24 protein-coding genes are annotated in these 20,054 nt (G+C 34.3%); 11 read left to right on the top strand and 13 right to left on the bottom strand.

What is annotated here, in order from left to right:
* The 4 genes from FS85_RS0110520 to FS85_RS0110505 all read right to left on the bottom strand — a co-directional run.
* On the bottom strand, positions 1–713 hold a 713-nt coding region (locus tag FS85_RS0110520; RefSeq protein WP_010136230.1), incomplete at its 3' end, for a prohibitin family protein.
* A gap of 102 nt (positions 714–815) precedes the next feature.
* Positions 816–1,352, bottom strand: coding sequence for an RsmD family RNA methyltransferase (locus FS85_RS0110515; protein ID WP_010136229.1), 537 nt, complete (start codon positions 1,350–1,352; stop codon positions 816–818).
* On the bottom strand, positions 1,349–2,146 hold the full coding sequence (locus FS85_RS15520; protein ID WP_010136227.1) for a DUF3822 family protein: 798 nt from the start codon (positions 2,144–2,146) through the stop codon (positions 1,349–1,351). Before FS85_RS15520 ends, FS85_RS0110515 begins: the two co-directional genes overlap by 4 nt.
* A complete protein-coding gene (locus tag FS85_RS0110505) occupies positions 2,139–2,876 on the bottom strand; it encodes a hypothetical protein (RefSeq protein ID WP_010136226.1) in 738 nt (245 codons plus the stop codon). Before FS85_RS0110505 ends, FS85_RS15520 begins: the two co-directional genes overlap by 8 nt.
* Before the next feature lie 105 nt (positions 2,877–2,981).
* Here FS85_RS0110505 and FS85_RS0110500 point away from each other — a divergent pair, with 105 nt between their 5' ends.
* Genes FS85_RS0110500 through ung form a run of 5 tightly spaced genes read left to right on the top strand, consistent with a single transcriptional unit; the run spans position 2,982 to position 7,408 of the window.
* The gene (locus FS85_RS0110500) at positions 2,982–4,421 is read left to right on the top strand and encodes an ATP-dependent DNA helicase (RefSeq protein WP_010136225.1); all 1,440 of its coding nucleotides are present in this window, start codon (positions 2,982–2,984) and stop codon (positions 4,419–4,421) included.
* Positions 4,411–5,160: a 5-oxoprolinase subunit PxpA gene (gene pxpA, locus FS85_RS0110495; protein ID WP_010136224.1), complete on the top strand. Its 750-nt coding sequence runs from the start codon at positions 4,411–4,413 to the stop codon at positions 5,158–5,160. Before FS85_RS0110500 ends, pxpA begins: the two co-directional genes overlap by 11 nt.
* Positions 5,150–5,821: a 5-oxoprolinase subunit PxpB gene (gene pxpB / locus FS85_RS0110490; protein ID WP_010136223.1), complete on the top strand. Its 672-nt coding sequence runs from the start codon at positions 5,150–5,152 to the stop codon at positions 5,819–5,821. Before pxpA ends, pxpB begins: the two co-directional genes overlap by 11 nt.
* Positions 5,818–6,675 (top strand): 5-oxoprolinase subunit C family protein, encoded by an 858-nt coding sequence (locus FS85_RS15515; RefSeq protein WP_010136222.1) that lies wholly within the window; start codon positions 5,818–5,820, stop codon positions 6,673–6,675. The genes pxpB and FS85_RS15515 overlap by 4 nt, the downstream gene beginning before the upstream one ends.
* A 58-nt stretch (positions 6,676–6,733) precedes the next feature.
* The gene (gene ung, locus FS85_RS0110480) at positions 6,734–7,408 is read left to right on the top strand and encodes a uracil-DNA glycosylase (protein ID WP_010136221.1); all 675 of its coding nucleotides are present in this window, start codon (positions 6,734–6,736) and stop codon (positions 7,406–7,408) included.
* A gap of 3 nt (positions 7,409–7,411) precedes the next feature.
* Here ung and FS85_RS0110475 read toward each other — a convergent pair whose 3' ends face one another.
* The 7 genes from FS85_RS0110475 to FS85_RS0110445 form a co-directional block, all read right to left on the bottom strand.
* Entirely contained in the window at positions 7,412–7,819 is a 408-nt protein-coding gene (locus tag FS85_RS0110475) for a MerC domain-containing protein (protein WP_010136220.1), read from the bottom strand.
* Between the two features lie 100 nt (positions 7,820–7,919).
* Entirely contained in the window at positions 7,920–8,273 is a 354-nt protein-coding gene (locus tag FS85_RS15955; RefSeq protein ID WP_010136218.1) for a hypothetical protein, read from the bottom strand.
* 40 nt (positions 8,274–8,313) lie between these two features.
* Positions 8,314–8,667, bottom strand: a complete 354-nt coding sequence (locus FS85_RS0110465; protein ID WP_010136217.1) for a translation initiation factor — start codon at positions 8,665–8,667, stop codon at positions 8,314–8,316.
* A 3-nt stretch (positions 8,668–8,670) separates the two neighbouring features.
* The gene (locus FS85_RS0110460) at positions 8,671–9,636 is read right to left on the bottom strand and encodes an isopenicillin N synthase family dioxygenase (RefSeq protein ID WP_010136216.1); all 966 of its coding nucleotides are present in this window, start codon (positions 9,634–9,636) and stop codon (positions 8,671–8,673) included.
* A 2-nt stretch (positions 9,637–9,638) separates the two neighbouring features.
* Positions 9,639–10,394 carry a DUF6048 family protein gene (locus tag FS85_RS0110455; protein WP_010136215.1) on the bottom strand — a complete coding sequence of 252 codons (756 nt, stop codon included), beginning with the start codon at positions 10,392–10,394 and terminating at the stop codon, positions 9,639–9,641.
* Positions 10,375–10,839 carry a DUF6452 family protein gene (locus tag FS85_RS0110450; RefSeq protein WP_010136214.1) on the bottom strand — a complete coding sequence of 155 codons (465 nt, stop codon included), beginning with the start codon at positions 10,837–10,839 and terminating at the stop codon, positions 10,375–10,377. Before FS85_RS0110450 ends, FS85_RS0110455 begins: the two co-directional genes overlap by 20 nt.
* Positions 10,840–10,952: 113 nt before the next feature.
* On the bottom strand, positions 10,953–12,770 hold the full coding sequence (locus tag FS85_RS0110445) for a DEAD/DEAH box helicase (RefSeq protein ID WP_010136213.1): 1,818 nt from the start codon (positions 12,768–12,770) through the stop codon (positions 10,953–10,955).
* 217 nt (positions 12,771–12,987) lie between these two features.
* Here FS85_RS0110445 and FS85_RS0110440 point away from each other — a divergent pair, with 217 nt between their 5' ends.
* The 4 genes from FS85_RS0110440 (at position 12,988) to FS85_RS0110425 (ending at position 15,605) form a co-directional block, all read left to right on the top strand.
* Complete coding sequence (locus FS85_RS0110440; protein WP_010136212.1) at positions 12,988–13,557, top strand: RNA polymerase sigma factor; 570 nt, start codon at positions 12,988–12,990, stop codon at positions 13,555–13,557.
* Positions 13,558–13,561: 4 nt separating this feature from the next.
* Positions 13,562–13,945, top strand: a complete 384-nt coding sequence (locus tag FS85_RS0110435) for a hypothetical protein (RefSeq protein ID WP_010136210.1) — start codon at positions 13,562–13,564, stop codon at positions 13,943–13,945.
* A 95-nt stretch (positions 13,946–14,040) separates the two neighbouring features.
* Positions 14,041–14,514, top strand: coding sequence for a hypothetical protein (locus tag FS85_RS0110430; RefSeq protein ID WP_010136209.1), 474 nt, complete (start codon positions 14,041–14,043; stop codon positions 14,512–14,514).
* Positions 14,515–14,657: 143 nt separating this feature from the next.
* On the top strand, positions 14,658–15,605 hold the full coding sequence (locus FS85_RS0110425) for a hypothetical protein (RefSeq protein ID WP_010136208.1): 948 nt from the start codon (positions 14,658–14,660) through the stop codon (positions 15,603–15,605).
* Here FS85_RS0110425 and FS85_RS15505 read toward each other — a convergent pair.
* The gene (locus FS85_RS15505) at positions 15,600–15,842 is read right to left on the bottom strand and encodes a VF530 family protein (protein WP_010136207.1); all 243 of its coding nucleotides are present in this window, start codon (positions 15,840–15,842) and stop codon (positions 15,600–15,602) included. The two genes, FS85_RS0110425 and FS85_RS15505, sit on opposite strands and share 6 nt — an antisense overlap.
* 220 nt (positions 15,843–16,062) lie before the next feature.
* Here FS85_RS15505 and FS85_RS0110415 point away from each other — a divergent pair, with 220 nt between their 5' ends.
* The gene (locus FS85_RS0110415; RefSeq protein WP_010136206.1) at positions 16,063–17,601 is read left to right on the top strand and encodes a sulfatase family protein; all 1,539 of its coding nucleotides are present in this window, start codon (positions 16,063–16,065) and stop codon (positions 17,599–17,601) included.
* 38 nt (positions 17,602–17,639) lie between these two features.
* Here the strand turns inward: FS85_RS0110415 and FS85_RS0110410 are convergent, their stop codons facing one another.
* Positions 17,640–18,302 carry a LysE family translocator gene (locus FS85_RS0110410; RefSeq protein ID WP_262496228.1) on the bottom strand — a complete coding sequence of 221 codons (663 nt, stop codon included), beginning with the start codon at positions 18,300–18,302 and terminating at the stop codon, positions 17,640–17,642.
* Between the two features lie 105 nt (positions 18,303–18,407).
* Between FS85_RS0110410 and FS85_RS0110400 the strand changes: the two genes are divergently transcribed.
* Complete coding sequence (locus FS85_RS0110400) at positions 18,408–20,027, top strand: ABC-F family ATP-binding cassette domain-containing protein (protein ID WP_010136204.1); 1,620 nt, start codon at positions 18,408–18,410, stop codon at positions 20,025–20,027.
* Positions 20,028–20,054: the final 27 nt, after the last annotated feature.

Here is a 20,054-nt window from a genome sequence, read left to right as displayed (position 1 = left end):
GATTTAGACAGCTCTTTAAATGCCTCTATTGTGTTGAATTTTATAATTTGATCTGTCAATCCTTCAGACAATATTTTTTGTGCATCTCTTTCTCCTTTCGCATTGATAATTTTTCGATCTGCTTCTAGTTTTTCTTGTTGCAGCACAAACTCCATACGCATTGCATCTTGTTCTGCTTGTAATTTACGTTCTATAGAGTTTGCCAATCCTTTAGGAAGCTGAATACTTTTCATCAGCACGGCAATCAATTCTATTCCATCAGCTTGTTTTTGTAAGTTTGTTTTCATCTTTTCCATAATTTCAGCTTCTATAGAAGCTCGCATACCAGAGTGCATGTCTTTGGCAAAAAATTGAGCACAAACATCAGAAGCAGCAGATCGGAATACGCTGGTAATTACAGATTCGTAATTCTGTCCTAAATTTTCTAATACTGAAGTTAGTTTGTTAGTTTCTAGTCGGTAAAGTATAGAAATTTCTGATTGTACGCTTAGTCCTTCCTTGCTAGGAAGACTTAGCAATAGTTTGATGTTGTTGGTTTGTGTAGATTCTTTAATCACTTTACTAACCAACGGATTGTAAAAAACAATTCCCTGTGTTTCTACCTTTCCTTTAAATTTACCTAAAGTTTGCTTAATTCCTGCTTGTCCTGGCTTTATTACGGCACAGCTACTAAAAAGCAACGAAGAAAGTATAAAATAACCAAGTTTTCTCATGACGTATATTTTTAAGTGAGTAACTTTTTAAAGATACGACAAGATTTATATAAATTTTTATTTATAATTTTTATGGATAGTATATTTTTTTATTTATGTATTCTATTTTTCAAAAAAACTAAACACACAGCTACCATAACGTTTAGATTGGGTAAAGTAAGTATTGTTAGATAAATCGGTTTGTAAAGAGTGTTCTAACACTAAGGTTCCTTGTTCGTCCAATAAATTATTTTCAAACACCAAATCTGCAATACGGTTAAATTGTTCGTCCGAAAAATCATAAGGAGCATCCGCAAAAATTACATCGTATTGGGCTTTGTGATTTTCTAAAAAAGGATATACATCTGCTTTTAAAGTCTGAATATCAAAATCGAGTTCTTTGGCTGTTTTGTTGATAAAATGGATGCATCCCGAATGCTGATCTACAGCTAAAATATTCTCTGTTCCTCTAGATGCAAATTCGTAACTAATATTTCCTGTTCCAGCAAAAAGATCTAAAACGTTAAGTTGATGAAAATGGTACCAGTTGTTTAAAATATTAAACAATCCTTCTTTGGCCATATCGGTTGTAGGTCTAACAGGTAGGTTTTTAGGAGCTACCAATCTTCTTGATTTATATTTTCCAGAGATAATTCTCATAAGTAAAATTGAATTAAGTTCAGGTGTGTGCGTTCAGTACTAGCTGTAAATGGCAAGTGTACGTTTCTTACATATTTGTACAACAATTGGTAACTTGCCTCGTCTTTATGGATGTTTCCCATTAAATGCAAGTCAAATTCATTCGGGTTTATTTTTAGCTGTTCGGCTACAAACAGAATATAATACACAAAGTCTTCCGAACAAGAAAATGTAAAATGATTGTACAAAATAAGCTCTTTATTCTGAACAACACATAATTGAAAATCGTTTTGATACACATTTACAAACATGCTTTTATCCGTAGGGGCATACTGCTTCAATATATTTTGTAAAAAAACAGTAGATGAGTGTAAGTAGGTAAAAGAACCAAACGCATCAAACAAGTAATTGTTTACGTTTACAAAAGGAATGTAAACATTGCAAAGTGCAGCATCTACATTTTCTAAATCATCGTAGCTTACAAAGTCATTTTCAAAGGTTTTAACACTATATTGTAAGTACTGGTGTAGTAAGTCTTCGTTAAAATGTGTTTTGGGAACAAAGGTGTTTAAATTGTTATGGTGTATTAGATAAATAGCATCGTAATGACTTTGCAGTAACTCATCTTTTTCAAAAATAGTTTGAACTTGATGCAATAAATCGGTTGGTGTTACAATGGCAGTTTCAAAAGTATAATGACCAAAGTGTTGGGGCTCTTTACTGGTTGCATTGTAGATACAAAAAGAAAATCCATCCGAACTGAGTTGGATGGATAAACTTATATTGTTTAAAGAGTTGTTTACGTCTCTATTCATTTTTATTTTTAATCATGGCATCGTACAATGGTGGCCAGTTTCCGTTTACGGTAACTTCGTCCAAAGACCCAATGGCAATGTATCCTCCAGGAATGTCATCACCTCCTAAAGCTTCTTTTTCTTGTTTAATTAAAGACTTGCTCATTCCTTCTAAAACTTCAGCTTTGTCAATTTTTACTTCAAACACAGAAGCCAAAACTTGGTTTGCTCTTAAAATAGCAGAAGTCTCTATATTAAATTGCTTGTCAGTACCAGGAATGTTTAACATGTTTTTGTAGTCACGTCCTTTAAATACTTTTTCTCTTACAGGTTCCCAACCTACAGTATCTGTTACTTTCTTTTCTACCTCTACCATCAAAGGAGACCAAGAAGTTCCTCTGTTTTCTTCAACAATTTCTATACGAGTATTGGTAATTGGAAATTTAGCAGTATCTATAAATTCTATCAATCCTTCTCCGTTGCTTGTAAATTTTCCTAATATCGTGTTGTGAGCATCTTGAGCATCAGCAATTAACTTTAATTGTTTAATTACTTTTGCATAACGTACTTTTTTCTCTTTGTGGAACTTAATTGGTTCCATAATTCCAGAGTATATTAAGTATGATAAGTAACCAGCTGCACCTAAGAGTACAATTGAGATAACAGGAGTTAATTTTACAGGTACAAATTTTACAACTATTAAGGCAATAGCAATTGCAACTACAACACCTAAAAGAATAAATAATATCATTTTTATAGATTAATTTTATATGAACGTTGACAAATCTACAATTTTTTTTGATTGATAAAAACTTTTATCACATTTTCAATCTTTATATTTGTGTAAACAATTTTTATGATAAAATCAGCTAGTGAGTTTTACAAAAAATTAAACCAAAAGTTCCCTTTTCAACCTACCCAAATCCAACAAGAATTACTTCACCAATTGGCCGATTTTTCTTTTGACAAAAACAAGGATGCCATTTTTGTATTAAAAGGATATGCAGGAACTGGAAAAACTACGGTGATGAGTACTTTTGTAAATCACTTATGGGAAGTAGGAAAAAAAGCAGTGCTATTGGCACCTACAGGACGAGCAGCTAAAGTCATTTCTAACTACTCTAAAAAAAAGGCATATACCATTCACAAAAAAATATACCATCCCAAAAAACAAGCAAACGGGAATGTGGCTTTTGTAAAACAACCCAACAAACACACCAATACTTTTTTTATTGTTGATGAGTCCTCTATGATTGCAGACGGTTCGGGAGAAGTAGCTTTGTTTGATAAAAGCTCTTTATTAGATGATTTAATGGAATACGTGTACAATGGACAAAATTGTAAATTGATTTTTATAGGAGATACCGCTCAGTTGCCCCCTGTAAAATCTGAATTAAGTCCTGCTCTTTCTACAGAAACACTAGAAAACCATTATGATAAAACTCCATATTTATTAGAACTCGATCAAGTAATGCGACAGCATCAAGATTCAGGAATATTAAACAACGCTACGCAATTACGTGCACAGTTAGAAACCGAAGATTTTTTCGATTTTCAGTTCAATATACAATTTCCAGATATAGTTCGTTTGCAAGACGGTTACGACATAGAAGAAGCCATTCATACAGCTTATGACAAAGACGGTATAGAAGACACGGCCTTTATTGTACGATCTAATAAAAGAGCCAATCAATACAATCAACAAATAAGAACCAAAATTAGAGGTCAGGAAAGTGAAATTTCTGCAGGAGATTATGTAATGATTGTTAAAAACAATTATTTCTGGTTAAAAGACACAACCGAAGCCGATTTTATTGCCAATGGAGATATTGCCGAGGTTCAAGAGATTTACGCAATTAAGGAGTTATATGGTTTCCGTTTTGCCGAAGTTAGATTGAGGTTGATTGATTATATAGACCTAAAACCTATAGATACCGTTTTGTTATTAGATACCTTAACAAGCGAAACCCCTTCGTTATCTTACGAAGAATCCAATCGCTTATATCAAGAAGTGTTAAAGGATTACGCAGAAGAGAAATCAAAATACAGGCAAATGTTGTGCGTAAAAAACAATCATTATTTTAACGCCTTACAAATAAAATTTGCCTATGCAATGACTTGTCACAAATCGCAAGGAGGACAGTGGAATACCATTTTTATAGAACAACCTTACCTGCCCGATGGAATGAATAAAGAGACCATGAGGTGGTTATATACTGCACTAACCCGTGCCAAAGAAAAGGTATATTTAATAGGTTTTGCTAACGAATATTTTGAAGAAATATATGAATATTAAAAAAATAGATATCAATGCAGATTTAGGCGAAGGTTTTTTGTTTGATGAAGAGTTGATGCAACAAATATCTTCTTGCAATATCGCCTGTGGCGGACATGCAGGTACGGAAAATTCTATCAGAGCCACGGTTAGGCTTGCTAAAAAATATGGAGTTACTATTGGGGCTCATCCATCGTACCCTGATCCTGACAATTTTGGAAGAAAAGAAATGGAGATTACACCTTCACAACTGCAAAAATCCATAAGAGAGCAAATTACAAGCTTCATAAATATTGCTAAACAAGAAGGAGCAATTGTACGGTATGTAAAGCCGCATGGAGCCTTATATAACAAAGCAGCTAAAGATCCCATTACAGCACAGTTATTGGTAGATGTTATAAAGGAAATAGAACCTAGTGTAGCATTGTTAGGATTGTCTAATTCTTTGCTTGAAGATGTGGCAAAAAAGAACTACCTTTTGTTCTTAAAAGAAAGTTTCGCAGATAGAAGGTATCATGCAAAAGGTACCTTGGTTTCTAGGGCAAACCCCAAGGGAGTCATTCATCAAAAAGAAGTTGTATGGAAGCAAGTAAAGTCTATTGTATTGGATAAGGAGCTAGAAACGATTGAAGGTGAAAAAATTAAAATAGAAGTAGATAGTATTTGTTTTCATGGGGATACCCCCGAAGCTTTGGAACTGTTGAGTTATGTCTGTGAGCAATTAACAGAAAACCAAATAACCATACAAAATGCAATATGAAGTAAGGGAATACGGTGAAACTGCTTTGCTGATTCAATTCAAACACGAAATATCGTTAGAGGTACATTTGCAAGTAAAAGCCTTGTATCATCAACTAAAAAAAATACAGTTAACAGGCGTACTGTCTTTAATACCTGCATACAATTCACTGACTCTTGTGTTTGATCCAGAACAAGTTGATCGAGATTTTTTAAGTCTTTTTCTAAATAAATCCTTATTTAAGAAAGAAGTAGAAACCCAACCTCAAAAAACAGTAGAAATTCCAGTCTGTTACCAAGAGCCTTATGCCTTGGATCTTTTAGAGGTGTCTCAAAAAACAGGACTGTCTCCTCAAGAAATTATAGACAAACATACCCAAAAAAAATATTTGGTAAACTTTATAGGTTTTGCCCCTGGTTTTATGTATTTAAGTGGCTTAGACTCTAGTTTATTTGTGGCAAGGAAAGAAAATCCTAGAGCAAAAATAGAAGCAGGGTCCGTGGGTTTAGCAGATCAACAAACGGGTGTGTATCCTTTAGAAACTCCTGGAGGATGGCAAATTATTGGACAAACACCATGGACCTTATTTTCTAAAGATGAAACCCCATTGGTTCAGATGGGCGATTATGTGCAGTTTGTACCCATCAGTACTCAAGAATTTATAAACATCAAAGCACAATGAGTATTCAAGTTTTGACATCGGGAGCAGCAACTACCTTACAAGATCAAGGACGTTACGGATATCAAGATCAAGGAGTTCCAGTTAGCGGATATATGGATGCAAATGCTGCAAATTTAGCCAATTTGTTAGTCAACAATCCCAAAGGAGAGGTGTTGATAGAAATGTCTCTAATGGGAATAAAGTTTAAAACTACCGAAGCCATAACCATTGCTATTACAGGAGCAGATATGCAACCTACTTTAAACGGAATCCCTATTCCTATGTACAAAGCCATACAAATTCCTAAAGATGGAATCGTAAAATTAGGAGGAGCAAAAACAGGGGTGTATAGTTATTTGGCCATTGCTGGTGGATTGAAAATACCTAAGGAAATGGGGAGCAAGTCAACTTATATGCCTGCTGCTTTAGGTGGTTTGCATGGGGGAATGTTACAAAAAGGAAACGAAATAGAATTGCAAAACCAACAGATTGTTCAAAACGTATCTAAAGTAAAATCGGTCATATATCCAAAGGAAGTAGATTTAATGTGTTTGCCAGGGCCAGAATGGAACTTGTTTTCTGAAAAGAGTAAAACACAATTTTTAAATCAAACATACAAAGTAACAGCAGATAGCAATCGTATCGGAATTCGTTTGCAAGGAGCCACACTAAAACTCCCTGTAGTAGATGAAATTATCTCTTCGGGAATTGTAAAAGGAACCATACAAGTTACCAAAGCTGGTACCCCCATTGTAATGATGGCCGATGCACCTACGACGGGAGGATATTTAAGAATAGCAAATTTAACCCAACAAGCATGCAATAGGTTGGCACAGGTTGTCGTAGGTGGTAGTGTTAGGTTTGTAATGAAATAGATAAAAATAGCAGTAACTTTTTAAAAACGCTATTTTTGAGGAAGTGAAAAATCAAACTATGGAGGTAAAATTACATGCTAGTTGGAAAGAGCAGCTAGCAAAAGAATTTAAAAAAGAGTACTTTAAGGAGCTTATTCAATTTGTAAAAAAAGAATACACTGCTACGACCTGTTATCCAAAAGGGAAAGATATTTTTGCAGCTTTTGATGCTTGTTCTTTTCAAGATGTAAAGGTGGTAATTATAGGGCAAGATCCTTATCACGGAGTTGGTCAAGCCAATGGTTTGTGTTTTTCTGTTCATGACGGAATTGCACATCCTCCTTCCTTAATCAATATTTATAAAGAGTTAGAGTCCGATTTGGGACTGCCTTATCCTGTCTCAGGAGATTTATCTGCTTGGGCTCAGCAAGGGGTTTTGTTATTAAACGCAACATTAACGGTAAGAGCTCATCAGGCAGGATCGCATCAAAAAAAAGGATGGGAACAATTTACCGATGCTGTTATTGATGTTTTGTCTAGAGAAAGAGAAGGAATTGTTTTTTTGTTATGGGGAGGCTATGCCAAAAAGAAAGGAGCTAAAATAGATGTTAACAAGCACGGTGTTTTTACAAGTGGACATCCATCACCTCTAAGTGCTAATAGAGGGTATTGGTTTGGAAATAAGCACTTTAGTAAAGTCAATGATTTTCTAAAGGCACATGGAAAACAAACAATAGATTGGTCTATTAAATAGAATTTAAGATGTGTGTGCACAGCATCCTGTATCACACTGACAATATTTTCTATTATATATGTGTAAAAAAACTAAGGCAAGCGTAGGAAAATAAATATAAAACTCTGCCAAAGCAAACCAGTGGAATTTTTCATTTAGAACAACAAAAGCCAAGGTAGACCAAGAAAACCATAAAGATAATTGCATCCAATTTTTAGAACTGTTTTTGCTAGACCAGAATACGGCAATAAAAGAAAGTACTAAAAAAATACTGTCAAAAAATTTCCACCAATTTGGAGCTCCAATGCAGTGACTATCTGAACAGGTTTTGGCCAAAAAAAGGAGAGGAGTTGCCAAACAGTGAACCAAACACAAACCACTAACCAAAGCCCCTATAAGATCCGATCTTTTACCTATTAATTTTATGACCATTTTTTGATGTTTTTATAAACGGTCACAAAAATAGTAAAAGAAACATTAAATGCAACTATGTTGCGATTGTTTGTTTTAACAAATTAAACGTGTTGATCGATTAAAATTTGGTTTCCATCTGGGTCGGTAAGCATAATGCTTTCAGGGCCTTTAGAGTCTGGGTGGCTTGTTTGTCTAAAGCAATTCCATTGTTTAGCAAAGCTGCTTGGATACTTCTTACGTCATCAAAATCTTTTAAGGCAGTTGCCTCTTGGTTCCATCCAGGGTTAAAGGTCAGTAAGTTTTTATCAAACATTCCTTGAAACAAACCAAGTAGCGTGTTTTCATTTTTTAGAATTAAATAATGCATTTCTAGACTTCCTGCAAATACAGAGAATCCTAATTTTTCATAAAATGCTTTGGATTTTTGTAAATCTTTAACATGCAAGCTTACAGAAAAGGCTCCTAATTTCATGGTTCATTTTATTTAGTTAACAACAAAAAAAGAGTCAACATCAACCGCCAACTCTCTTTACTTTGTAGCCATCTTTTTGTAAGATGTCCATTATTTTATCTCTGTGTTTTCCTTGTATTATAATTTCACCATCCTTTATGCTTCCACCCACACCACATTTATTTTTTAATAGTTTTCCTAAAGCTTTTAAATCTTCTTCAGCTCCTACAAAACCACGGATAATAGTTACAGTTTTTCCTCCACGACCTTTGTTAGAAAAAACTGCTTCTAAATGTTGCTGATGGTTGGGGAGTGTTTCTTGCTCGTCTGTAGTTCCGTCATCAAATTCATAATTTTCGTTGGTAGAATATGCAAATGCTCCCAATGCAGATAAGTCGTTTAATTTTTTTGCCATAATTTATGATGCTTTTATCAGTCCTAGTTCAATCAATCTTTCTGTTAAATATGCTCCGGCTGTTATGTCTTCAAATTGTTTTGGGTGTTTAGGGCTTACACAGTTGTCCAAACAGGTCAAATCCATCGTTGGGATTGGGTGCATAAAAAAAGGAATGGAGTAACGAGAAGTTCCCCATAGTTCTTTGGGCGGATTTACTACTTGGTGAATGGTAGACTTTAACTTATTATTGGTTAGTCTAGATAGCATATCTCCTACGTTAATCATCAATTCATCAGGAGCTGCAATTGCATCAATCCATGTTCCTTCTAAGTTTTGTACCTGCAATCCTTTTCCTTGTGCTCCCATTAACAAAGTAATAAGGTTGATGTCTCCATGAGCTGCAGCTCTAACAGCTCCTTTGGGTTCTGTTGCAATAGGAGGATAGTGTATAGGTCTTAGAATGCTATTTCCATTGTAAATAAATTTATCAAAATAAAATTCATCAATTTCTAAGTACAAAGCCAAGGCACGCAAAACGTATTTGGCTGTTTTTTCTAGTTGTTGATATACTTCTTTTCCTACACGGTTAAAATTGGGAAGTTCTTGGACTAAAATATTGGGAAGGAGTACTTTTTTTAATTCATCAGAAAGTTCCTCATCTGCATTTACGTATTGTCCAAAATGCCAAAATTCCTTTAAATCTCCTTCTTTTTTTCCTTTGGCACTTTCTTTTCCAAAAGACGTATAGCCTCTTTGTCCTGCCAACCCTTCAATTTCGTATTGATTTTTAATGTCTTGGGGCAAGCTAAAAAAGTTTTTAATTTCTTGATACAAATCCGCAACCAAAGCATCGGATAAAAAATGTCCTTTTAAAGCAACAAACCCAATGGTACTAAAAGCAGTACCAATTTGATTTACAAAGGTCTTTTTGTCTGTTTCGTTAGTAGATAAAAACAGATTTAGGTCTACAGAAGGAATTTTTTGCATACTTATTTTTTATAAAGTGGTATCCTATAGGACAGAGTATAATTAATGTTTGCACCAGAACCGTTTTTAGAAATACCTCCCATTCCAGGAGCGTAGGTATTGTCAAAATTAGTTCCAGTTTTTGTGCTGATTAATTTACTAACACTAGCCATAAAACCCAAATAGAAGTTAGAGAAAATTTCAACTTTTATTCCAGCAACAAATTCAACCCAATGTGCATTTAGGTTCTTGTATGCTATAGGGGTACGAACTTCTTTAGGTTCAAAAAAATCACCGTATTGATAGATGGTATAACTTTCTAAAGTATTGGTAAAGGTTGCAAAACCATAACGTGCACCCAAATACAATTCGTTGTCCATGTCTAACCAATTGGTAAATAAGTTGTAGTTAATTCCCGCTTTTAAATAAGAACCTTCTACCGTATGGTCAAACTGATCTTGACTTATTTCTTTTTGGGTATACCCTAGTTCTCCTGCAACAAAAAGATTGGTTTTTAAACGATAGTCTGCAACAATTTCAAAGGCTTTTATATAATCTTTGGTAAAAGTATATACTGGTTTTATAACGTCAAATCCTATTCGAAGTCCATAGGTTTTTGGGTTGTAAAAAGGACTCAAACTATCAGTTTCTATTACTGATTTTTCTGCTACTTTTGATAATGTTTCCGAGGTTGTAAGTGCTTTGGTTGGTGTATTATTCTGAGCCGTAAGCGTTAAAGAAAAGAAAACACAAAAAAGGCTAGTGATATATTTGAACATGAGCTTGGTTTTCGTTACTAATTTCTGAGGTGATGAGCTTGCTGCTAGATAGCCAGTTGTCTGAACTATGTGTAATAGATACATTGGTAAAAACACTTTTGTAACCACAAGCTTTAGAAACATACACGTCTTCTACGGTGTAGTTTAAAGTAAAAGTTTCTAAGCTTGGCACACTATCAAAAATAGAAAACTGATAGGTTACCGAATTGGCTTGGGTATTTATAGGCAAGGCTATAGAGTCTGAAGCATTTCCAATAACTGTAGGAATGGTGTCATTACCAACCCAAGCAACCAAACTAATTGCTTTGTTGTTTTCAAGAGTGTCTTTATCGTAAAAACGCAAGACCAATTGCGGAGTGGTAGGTTCTAAGCAAAACTCATCCTGACAGCTAAAAAATGTCAAAATAAGTCCCAAACTAAAAAAAATAAGAAAGTTTTTTTTCATGGATTCAAAGATAAAATATTCTTTTAGGTCTATAGATGGGTTTCATGCAAAAAAGAGACCTATTTTTCAATAAGTCTCTTTGATGTTTAAAATGGTGTATTATTTATCAGAGGTTAATCTCTTTTACGTCCCCAAGATTTGTTTTGTACTCGGTTCGATCTATTTCTAGACGGATCGTTATTAGCAGCACCATTATCTCTTCTACGTCCTCTAAAGTCTCCATCTCTACGGTTGTTTCTATCGTTTCTGCCTCCACGAGGAGTAGTGTCTCTTCTTCCACCTCTGCGGTCACCACCACGACCACCACCGCTACGACGTTTTTTGGTAATTTCAACATTTACGTTTCTACCTTCAAACTCTGGTGCGTTATTTAGGAAAGCATCAATGGTTTCTGTTTCAAAATTTTTGTCCAATTCAAAGAAAGAAAAGGTGTCTAAAATTTCAATTTGACCAATTTCTACATTGTTGGTGATGTTTTGATCGTTGATCAATCCCATCAATCTAGGAGGTGTTAGATTGTCTTTTCTACCAATGTTGATAAAGAAACGAGTCATGTTTTCGTCATTTCTTCGTTTTCCTCTATCGTCACGTTCTCTTGGGCTGCGCGTGTCATTAATATCAGCAGCATTTTCGTAGTATTCTAAGAAAGAGTTGAATTCCATCGAAATAAATTTCTGAATCAATTCTTCTCTAGATAGACCTTCAAACTGCTCGTAGATGTTGTCTAAGTAGCCAGAAATTCCATCGGCATTAATTTCAGTTTCTTTTACTTTTTCTACCAATTTAAACAGTTGAACTTTGCAAATTTCTTCTCCAGAAGGGATGTCTTTTTTGATAAACTTCTTTTTGATCTTACGCTCAATAGGTCTTAATTTCCCTACTTCTCTAGAAGTAACCAAAACAATAGAAACCCCTTTGTTACCCGCTCTACCTGTACGTCCACTACGGTGTGTATAAGCTTCGTTTTGGTCTGGTAATTTGTGGTTAATTACGTGTGTTAAATTGTTAACATCCAGTCCACGTGCTGCTACATCCGTTGCAACCAACATCTGTATGTTTTTGTTACGGAATTTTTGCATAACACTATCTCTTTGTGCCTGAGATAGGTCTCCGTGTAGAGAATCTGCGTTGTAACCATCGGCTATTAATTTTTCGGACACTTCTTGACATTCTCTACGCGTTCTACAGAAAATAATTCCATAAATATCTGGATTAATGTCTGCAATACGCTTTATAGCAGCATAACGATTACGTTCCGTAACTACGTAATATTCGTTGCTAACATTGTCAGAACCTGTGTTTTTAGTACCTGCTTCTACTTCTGCAGGGTTGTACATATAGTTTCTGGCAATGGCTTCTACTTCTTTAGGAAAAGTTGCAGAGAACAATAAGGTTTGTTTGGTTTCTGGTGTTGCTTCTAAAACGGCATCTAAATCGTCTTTAAATCCCATGTTTAACATTTCATCAGCTTCGTCCAAAACCAACCACTGAATGTTTTCTAGTTTTAGTTTTCTTCGGCTAATTAAATCTACCGTTCTACCAGGAGTACCCACTACAATTTGTGCTCCTTTTTTTAATTTCCTAAATTGGTCTTCGATACTAGCTCCTCCGTAAACAGTTACTGTTTTAAGACCTTTAATATTTTTAGAAAATTTTTGAATTTGATCTCCAATTTGTACAGCCAATTCACGCGTTGGTGATAAAATAATTGCTTGTACATTATTGTTCTCTGGATCGATTTGTTGGATGATAGGCAAACTAAATGCTGCAGTTTTTCCTGTACCTGTTTGTGCAAATGCCTTTAAGTCGTCTGTAGAATTAATAACTTGAGGGATTGCTTTTTGCTGAATTTCAGAAGGAGTTTCGTACCCCATATCAGCTAGGGCAGAAAGAATTTCTTCTCTCAACCCTAATTCGCTAAATGTCGACATATGGTTTGTTTAGTGACTCACAAACCTTTACGACGAGTTTGCAAATCGGATTATAAAAATGCAAAGGTACGCTATTTATTTTACATGATTGTTTTTTTAGATAAATTATGTATTTTAGAATCCAAAGCGCTCATTAATAAAAAAGAATATCGACCAAAAACTTTTACAATGTTTTAGGGTCAAAGCATATAAGTAACCCCCGTAAAACAAAAGGCATTTGAAAAACGAAGCAGAATTTATAAAAAAATTATTGAGTCCTAAACACAGAGAAAAAGCCTTTTTAAAACTTTTAGATGCTTATCAAGAACGTTTGTATTGGCATATAAGAAAGCTAGTTGGTAGTCATGAAAATGCAGACGATGTGTTGCAAAATACGTTTGTAAGAGTGTACAACAACTTGCCTAGTTTTAAGCAACAAAGCTCTTTACATACGTGGATGTATAGAATTGCATACAATGAATCTATTCGCTTTTTAGAAAAAAACAAAAACAGATATAGTGCACATTCAGAAGAAATTCACCAAAAACATTTAGACAATTTGGTAGGTGATTCTTACTTTGATGGCAAAGAAGCTAGTCAACGATTACAAAAAAATCTATTACGTTTGTCTAATAAGCAACGCAAAGTGTTTCAGATGAAATACTATGATGATTTAAAGTTTAGAGAAATTTCTGAAGTGATGGAGCTAAATGAAAACACTGTAAAAACCATTTATTACACTGCTGCAAAATTGATAGAAAGTTATATGCTAGAGGTTGCAGCTCCTGAAGTAGCTACAAAAAAATAAAGACATGAAAACAAACAAACCAGAACATTCCACTCAAAACTCAGTTTCTTTCAATCAAAAAAGAACAGAGTTGCATCAAAAGGAACTAGGACTAGAAATACCTAATGATTATTTTAAAACATCCAAAGAAGCGATTCTCTCCAAAACCACACGCAAAACTCAAAGAACTAGAGTTTTAACTTTTGTTGTGTCTGCTGCAGCTATGGTCTTATTGGCATGGGGATTAAATAGCGTAACAACGGAAAGTAGTGTGCCAACATTTGCAATGAATGACGAAGAAAGTAAAATGTTAGTCAACTCATTATTTATGAATGAAAACAAATTAGAAGAGTTGTCTGATTCGTATATGTTAGAGGACTTGTATGAAGAAAATGAAGTTTTAAACTAAAAAAAAATACTAAAAAAAGAACTTTTTGTGTTTTTAGAGTTCTAAGGTTTAGAACGTTCAGGAAAAATACAAATAACAAATTAAAAATTTACATCATGAAAAAATTATCAAAATTAACCATAGCATTTTTTGCAATGCTATTTAGTATAGCTACTTTACAAGCACAGGAGGATATCAAACCTGAAAGCATTTTAACCGATGCACAAAAGGAAATGATTCAGGCACAAAGAGAACAAATCAAAGCTCAGAAAGAAGCTTTTAAAGCAACATTGTCTGAAGAGCAATTGGCTATTTTGGAAAACAAAGAGCTAACAAGAAGAGAAAGAAGACATGCTTTGGCAGAAACTTTTACAGAAGCACAAAAAGAAATGCTAGCAGCTAACAGAGAAAGTATGAAAGAAGCAAAAGATGCTTTTAGAAGTACTTTAACCGAAGAACAAAAAGAACAAATGAAAAGCAGGAGAGCTGCCAGGGCTGAAGGAGGAGATAGAGCATTACATAAGGCTAGAGCAAAGAGGTTGTTTCGTGAGGGAGCTAAGCATAGAAGAGAGAATAAGGATACAGAATAGATTTTATTTTATCAATGCTAGAAAAAGACTAAAAAAATAAGTTTAGAATTCGAAAGAGTTGCCAAAAAAGCAACTCTTTTTTTGGTTTTCTGTTGATTTTAGAGTTGCGAATAGTTTAAAATAAAATAATATTATTGTTAATTATGGGGTTAAAAGGTGTTTTTTTTGTGATTTTTATAGGGGTGAGTGTGTTGAGTTTAAGAGCACAGGAACTAACAGAAGAACGTTCGGATGAAGATTTAATTATAGATTCTTTTTTTGAAACGGACGAAGAACAGGAGGTAGAAAACTTATTGCAAACTTTGTTTAAAGAACAAAAAGATTTGAATGATTTGATAGAAAATTTCTCAGATTTCAGATTTCTATACCTCTCTTTTAATTACAACAGTGATACTTACTTTGCAGGAAGAGACATTGGGATTAATGATTACAATGTTAGGCCTCAGATTACCTATTTAAATTCACATGGTTTTTTTGCAGGAATTTCAGGAGCTTATTACAAACAGCTTGAACCGAAATGGGATTTTACTTCACTTTCTGTAGGATATGGTAAAAGTTTTGGAAAAAACAATGCTTTCAGGTTTTCTGGGAGCTACACTCGCTTTATTTATTCCCTAACGGACTCCAATCCCTATACCAATTCTGTTTCTATAGGACTGAATTTACGAAACAAAAAAAGAACATTAGGAACACGAGTTTCCCTAACAGAATCTTTTGGAAGTGATGCAAATTTTCAAATAACAACAAGTCTGTACGGAATGATTTCTTTGTTAGATAAAGACCGATATCGTTTGCAACTAAGACCAAGAGCCTATGTTTTTATGGGGCAACAGTTAGCTTATTACGAAACGGACGAAACAGAAATTTTACCAGATGAAAATGGTGAAGATCAAGAATACATTGTGTTTAAAGAAAAACAAATTTTTGATTTGATGAACTTTCAAATCAATATTCCTATTCTTTTTACCACAGAAAAATGGGATGTAGAACTAGGATTCAATAGAAATTTTCCTTTCGAAGTAGGAGATGAATCTGACCAACGCAATACCAATTTTATCAACATCTCTATAGGGTATTTGTTGGAGTTATAGCTGATGTATCCTTTTATACTCTAACCAATCCAAATACAAATCTTCTGTTTTTTTTCTAGCCCAAGGAGTTGTTCTTAAAAATTTAAGACTGCTTTTAAAGGTAGGATTGTTCCCAAAACAACGGATACCTGTCTCTTTTTCCATTTCTTCCCAACCTATATTTTCTATTAATTCAGTTAACAAATCGGCAAGCTTTATACCGTGCATTGGGTTGTTGGGCTGTTGGTTTTGTGGCATATATATATAGATGTTTATTGCAAAAATAGTTGCAAATAGGGTATAAAAACAAATAAAAAGAAATGAGAATAGTTATTTTAAGATGTTTTAAACAAAATATAAATGCTTTATAGTCTTTAGAAGTCCATTTTGTGTCTGCCTACATCAAAAACAAAAGCAAGAGTTAAACAATACCCGTAAAAAACTGTCCTAACAATCAGAAACCAAAAATAAATAGAACATGAACAACTTTAAAAAGCACTTGTTAGTGGCATTGCTAGCTTGTTTTAGCCTATGCGTAAAAGGACAGAATTTTAAAAAGCCAAATTTATTGTATATCATAACTGATGAACATAATTTTAGAACTATTGGTGCATACAGAGAATTGCTTTCTAAGGAGCAAGCATTTATGTGGGGAAATATGGTGGTAGAGACTCCAAACTTAGACTATCTAGCACATCATGGAGCCATTCTTACAAGCATGTATGCTGCTTCTCCTTCTTGCACTCCTTCCAGAGCAGCTATGTTTACAGGATGCTATCCAAATACGGTAAATATGCCAAAAAACGGCCATGTACTATCCCATCACATTCCAACCTTGGCAGATGTACTTGCTACAAACGGTTATTGTACAGGGTACACAGGAAAGTTACATTTGATAGGAAACCCTAAACCCAATTGGAATCCAACGTATGGTTATGGTTTTCAATACAAAAAATACATGTTTAATGGAGGACATTGGAAAAAAATTGTATTTGATGAAGAAGGCAACCCAAAAGTAGGTAGCACCAATTCTAAAGGAAAACCGAATACAAAATTGAACGGAGCCGATGAAAAAACATTTGCTACCGATTGGTTAACAGACAGGGCTATAGAGTTTTTTGATGCGCAAAAAAGCAATAATCAACCTTTTTTTCAGGTTGTAAGTTATCCAGATCCACATACCAATAATACCGTAAGGGCTCCATACGATACTCTATATAACATAAAAAACGTAAAACTGCCTAAAACATTTAATCTAGAGTACCACAAAGACTTACCTGCTTGGAAAAACCCAGAATTAGATTTTGCGGTAGATAAAAATACAAAAGAGAAAAAGCTGAAAAAAGAATATACTCCAGAGAAGACCAAAAGAAAATTAAAAAAAGACATTACACAATACTTTGGAATGGTAAAGTGTATTGATGATAACATTGGGAAAATGATACAAGCGTTAAAAAAGAACGGACAGTTAAACAATACCATCATTATTTTTACATCAGATCACGGGGATTTGTTGGGGGAGTATGGTAGAGACAATAAAGGAGTACCGCAAGAAGGGTCTGCCAAAATTCCTTTTATAGTATACTACCCAAAAGCAATTAAAGCAGGAACAGTAATAAATAAAGCAGCAAATAATACAGATTTTATGGATACCGCTTTAAGTTTGATGGGAATTACAAATTTTGACCCTAATACAACTGAAGGGAGAGATATTAGCGATTGGTTGCTAGAAAAAGAAAACAAAAACTTAAAAGATATAACTTTTGTAACCTATCAATGGTGGACAGCTGTTATAACGGATAGATATAAGCTAGTTTTAGACAAAAGTCAAACGAAACCTTGGTTGGTTGACTTGGATAAAGATCCTACGGAAATGATGAACTTTATTGAAGATAAAACCTATCGCTCTGTGGTGGTGCAATTGGTAAATGAATTACTAGCTTATGGTAAAAAACACAAAGATCCTGTGGTGTTAGATAAGAGAATTCAAAGTCAATTAAGCTTTTTATTAAAATAATAACAAACGGTTTGCAAATTTTTGTAAACCGTTTTATTTTAATGAGATAGAAGGAGGTTTAAGTCCAAATGTTCTTTAGGAACTAGCCCTTTCATCAACATTATCAAGCCAAAAACAAACAAAAGCCATCCCATAGTTTTTTTAATTCGTACAATGTTTTTTGGGGTTAATTGATTCCTGAGTTGTTTGGCCAATAGTATTTTTAGCACATCAGTACCAAAGTATGCACAGATGATAGTGGTAAAATATAAGAATACACCACAAGAATCCAAAGCCAACCCAGGTACCACTACCACCACCAATCCCAACCAAAAGGCCAGCACACCAATGTTAATACAGTTTAGAAAAAAACCGTGTACCAACCATTGTAGGTAATTTGTTTTTTGTGGAATTTGAAGACTAGGATTGTCTAGGCTTTCTTGTTGTTTAACTCTACTTTTTATGGTAACAAGTCCATAAATCATTAAAATAATTCCTCCCAACACAAACAATATCGGATTGTCTTTTAAACGGTTTAACACGGGTCTACTTCCATGGTAAGAAATCACAATAAAAAGAACATCACCCAAAACAACTCCCAAATTAAAGACCAAGGCTACTTTTGCTCCTTTAAGGAGGCTGGTTTTAATCAACATAAAAAAAACTGGGCCTATCATAAAGGACAGAAAGATACCCAAAAGAGCTGCATTTTTTAGTTCCATAAAATTCATGCAAGTAAAGATAGAATTTGTTCGCAAAGCAATAGGCAAACAGCTTCATTTTCTTAATCAATTTTGTACTTTTGCAGCAAAATAAAAACACACCTTATGTTAACAGTTTCAAATTTATCGGTACAGTTTGGAAAAAGAGTATTGTTCGATGAAGTAAATACCAAATTTACCCAAGGGAATTGCTACGGAATCATCGGAGCAAATGGTGCAGGAAAATCTACTTTTTTAAAGATTTTATCGGGGAAAATGGAACCCACATCAGGACATGTAAGTTTAGATCCAGGAAAACGTATGTCTGTATTAACTCAAGACCACTACGCTTTTGATGAATATACTGTGTTAGAAGCAGTATTGATGGGAAATAAAGAACTGCATAAAATTAAGTCGGAAATTGATGCTTTATATGCTGATTATACTGACGAAAATGCCGAAAAGATAGGGGAGCTACAGGTAAGGTTTGAAGAAATGGATGGATGGAATGCTGATGCTGCAGCAGCTGCACTTTTGTCTAACTTGGGAATTAAGGAAGAGGAACACTATACTTTGTTGGCAGATTTAGACAACAAGAAAAAAGTACGAGTGCTATTAGCACAGTGTTTGTTTGGGAATCCTGATGTGTTGATTATGGATGAGCCTACCAACGATTTGGATTTTGAAACGATTGCTTGGTTAGAAAATTTCTTAGCAAACTATGAAAACACAGTGATTGTTGTATCTCACGACCGTCACTTTTTAGATGCAGTTTGTACCCATATTTCCGATATCGATTTTGGTAAAATCAATCACTTTTCTGGAAACTATTCGTTTTGGTACGAGTCTTCTCAATTAGCAGCCAAACAACGTCAACAAGCCAACAAAAAAGCCGAAGATAAAAAGAAAGAATTGGAGGAATTTATCCGTCGTTTTTCTGCCAACGTTGCCAAGTCTAAGCAGGCAACTTCTCGTAAAAAAATGATAGATAAGTTAAATGTAGATGAAATAAAACCATCAAGTAGAAGATATCCAGCAATCATTTTTGAAAGAGAAAGAGAGGCAGGAGATCAAATTTTAAATATTGAAAATTTATCCAAAACTTTTGAAGGAGAAACTTTATTTAATGGTGTAGATATCAACTTGGCTAAAGGAGATAAAGTTTTAGTAGTGTCTAAAAACTCTAAGGCAGTTACAGCTTTTTATCAAATTATAACAGGCAACGAAGCTGCTGATACGGGAGAGTACAAGTGGGGAGTTACAACAACGCAATCGTACTTACCATCAGACAATTCGGAATTCTTTACCAATGAGAATTTAAATTTAGTAGATTGGTTACGCCAGTATGCAAAAACAGAAGAGGAGCGAGAAGAAGTTTTCTTAAGAGGGTTTTTAGGAAAAATGATTTTTAGTGGAGAAGAAGCTTTAAAGAAATGTAATGTATTGTCTGGAGGAGAAAAAGTACGCTGTATGTTGTCTAGAATGATGATGACTAGGGCTAATGTGTTGGTGTTAGATGAGCCTACCAATCACTTAGACTTAGAGTCGATTCAGGCACTAAATAACTCGTTAAAAAACTTTAAAGGTACTGTATTATTCTCTACGCATGACCACGAGTTTGCACAAACTGTTGCTAACAGAATTATAGAAATTACGCCTAAAGGAATCATAGATAAGTATGCTACTTTTGATGAGTATTTAGAAGATCCTAAGATTAAAGAATTAAGAGCAAAAATGTACGAATAGGAGCTAAGTTCCTACAATAATAAAAAA

The sequence above is a fragment of the Ochrovirga pacifica genome, from assembly GCF_000220525.1.
GTDB classification, from domain to species: Bacteria; Bacteroidota; Bacteroidia; order Flavobacteriales; family Flavobacteriaceae; genus Ochrovirga; species Ochrovirga pacifica.
The sequence above is the reverse complement of the archived record's forward strand: the minus strand, read 5'-3'. Positions and strand labels throughout refer to the sequence as shown.

What these genes read in the sequence shown, in the direction of transcription:
- FS85_RS15955 (WP_010136218.1), bottom strand. Translation starts at nt 8,273, where the DNA reads ATGAAATTAGGAGCCTTTTCTGTAAGCTTGCATGTTAAAGATTTACAA.
- FS85_RS0110505 (WP_010136226.1), bottom strand. Translation starts at nt 2,876, where the DNA reads ATGATATTATTTATTCTTTTAGGTGTTGTAGTTGCAATTGCTATTGCC.
- FS85_RS0110455 (WP_010136215.1), bottom strand. Translation starts at nt 10,394, where the DNA reads ATGTTCAAATATATCACTAGCCTTTTTTGTGTTTTCTTTTCTTTAACG.
- FS85_RS0110445 (WP_010136213.1), bottom strand. Translation starts at nt 12,770, where the DNA reads ATGTCGACATTTAGCGAATTAGGGTTGAGAGAAGAAATTCTTTCTGCC.
- pxpA (WP_010136224.1), top strand. Translation starts at nt 4,411, where the DNA reads ATGAATATTAAAAAAATAGATATCAATGCAGATTTAGGCGAAGGTTTT.
- FS85_RS0110450 (WP_010136214.1), bottom strand. Translation starts at nt 10,839, where the DNA reads ATGAAAAAAAACTTTCTTATTTTTTTTAGTTTGGGACTTATTTTGACA.
- FS85_RS0110430 (WP_010136209.1), top strand. Translation starts at nt 14,041, where the DNA reads ATGAAAAAATTATCAAAATTAACCATAGCATTTTTTGCAATGCTATTT.
- FS85_RS15515 (WP_010136222.1), top strand. Translation starts at nt 5,818, where the DNA reads ATGAGTATTCAAGTTTTGACATCGGGAGCAGCAACTACCTTACAAGAT.
- ung (WP_010136221.1), top strand. Translation starts at nt 6,734, where the DNA reads ATGGAGGTAAAATTACATGCTAGTTGGAAAGAGCAGCTAGCAAAAGAA.
- FS85_RS0110410 (WP_262496228.1), bottom strand. Translation starts at nt 18,302, where the DNA reads ATGGAACTAAAAAATGCAGCTCTTTTGGGTATCTTTCTGTCCTTTATG.
- FS85_RS0110415 (WP_010136206.1), top strand. Translation starts at nt 16,063, where the DNA reads ATGAACAACTTTAAAAAGCACTTGTTAGTGGCATTGCTAGCTTGTTTT.
- FS85_RS0110400 (WP_010136204.1), top strand. Translation starts at nt 18,408, where the DNA reads ATGTTAACAGTTTCAAATTTATCGGTACAGTTTGGAAAAAGAGTATTG.
- FS85_RS0110425 (WP_010136208.1), top strand. Translation starts at nt 14,658, where the DNA reads ATGGGGTTAAAAGGTGTTTTTTTTGTGATTTTTATAGGGGTGAGTGTG.
- FS85_RS15505 (WP_010136207.1), bottom strand. Translation starts at nt 15,842, where the DNA reads ATGCCACAAAACCAACAGCCCAACAACCCAATGCACGGTATAAAGCTT.
- FS85_RS0110515 (WP_010136229.1), bottom strand. Translation starts at nt 1,352, where the DNA reads ATGAGAATTATCTCTGGAAAATATAAATCAAGAAGATTGGTAGCTCCT.
- pxpB (WP_010136223.1), top strand. Translation starts at nt 5,150, where the DNA reads ATGCAATATGAAGTAAGGGAATACGGTGAAACTGCTTTGCTGATTCAA.
- FS85_RS15520 (WP_010136227.1), bottom strand. Translation starts at nt 2,146, where the DNA reads ATGAATAGAGACGTAAACAACTCTTTAAACAATATAAGTTTATCCATC.
- FS85_RS0110435 (WP_010136210.1), top strand. Translation starts at nt 13,562, where the DNA reads ATGAAAACAAACAAACCAGAACATTCCACTCAAAACTCAGTTTCTTTC.
- FS85_RS0110465 (WP_010136217.1), bottom strand. Translation starts at nt 8,667, where the DNA reads ATGGCAAAAAAATTAAACGACTTATCTGCATTGGGAGCATTTGCATAT.
- FS85_RS0110500 (WP_010136225.1), top strand. Translation starts at nt 2,982, where the DNA reads ATGATAAAATCAGCTAGTGAGTTTTACAAAAAATTAAACCAAAAGTTC.
- FS85_RS0110475 (WP_010136220.1), bottom strand. Translation starts at nt 7,819, where the DNA reads ATGGTCATAAAATTAATAGGTAAAAGATCGGATCTTATAGGGGCTTTG.
- FS85_RS0110460 (WP_010136216.1), bottom strand. Translation starts at nt 9,636, where the DNA reads ATGCAAAAAATTCCTTCTGTAGACCTAAATCTGTTTTTATCTACTAAC.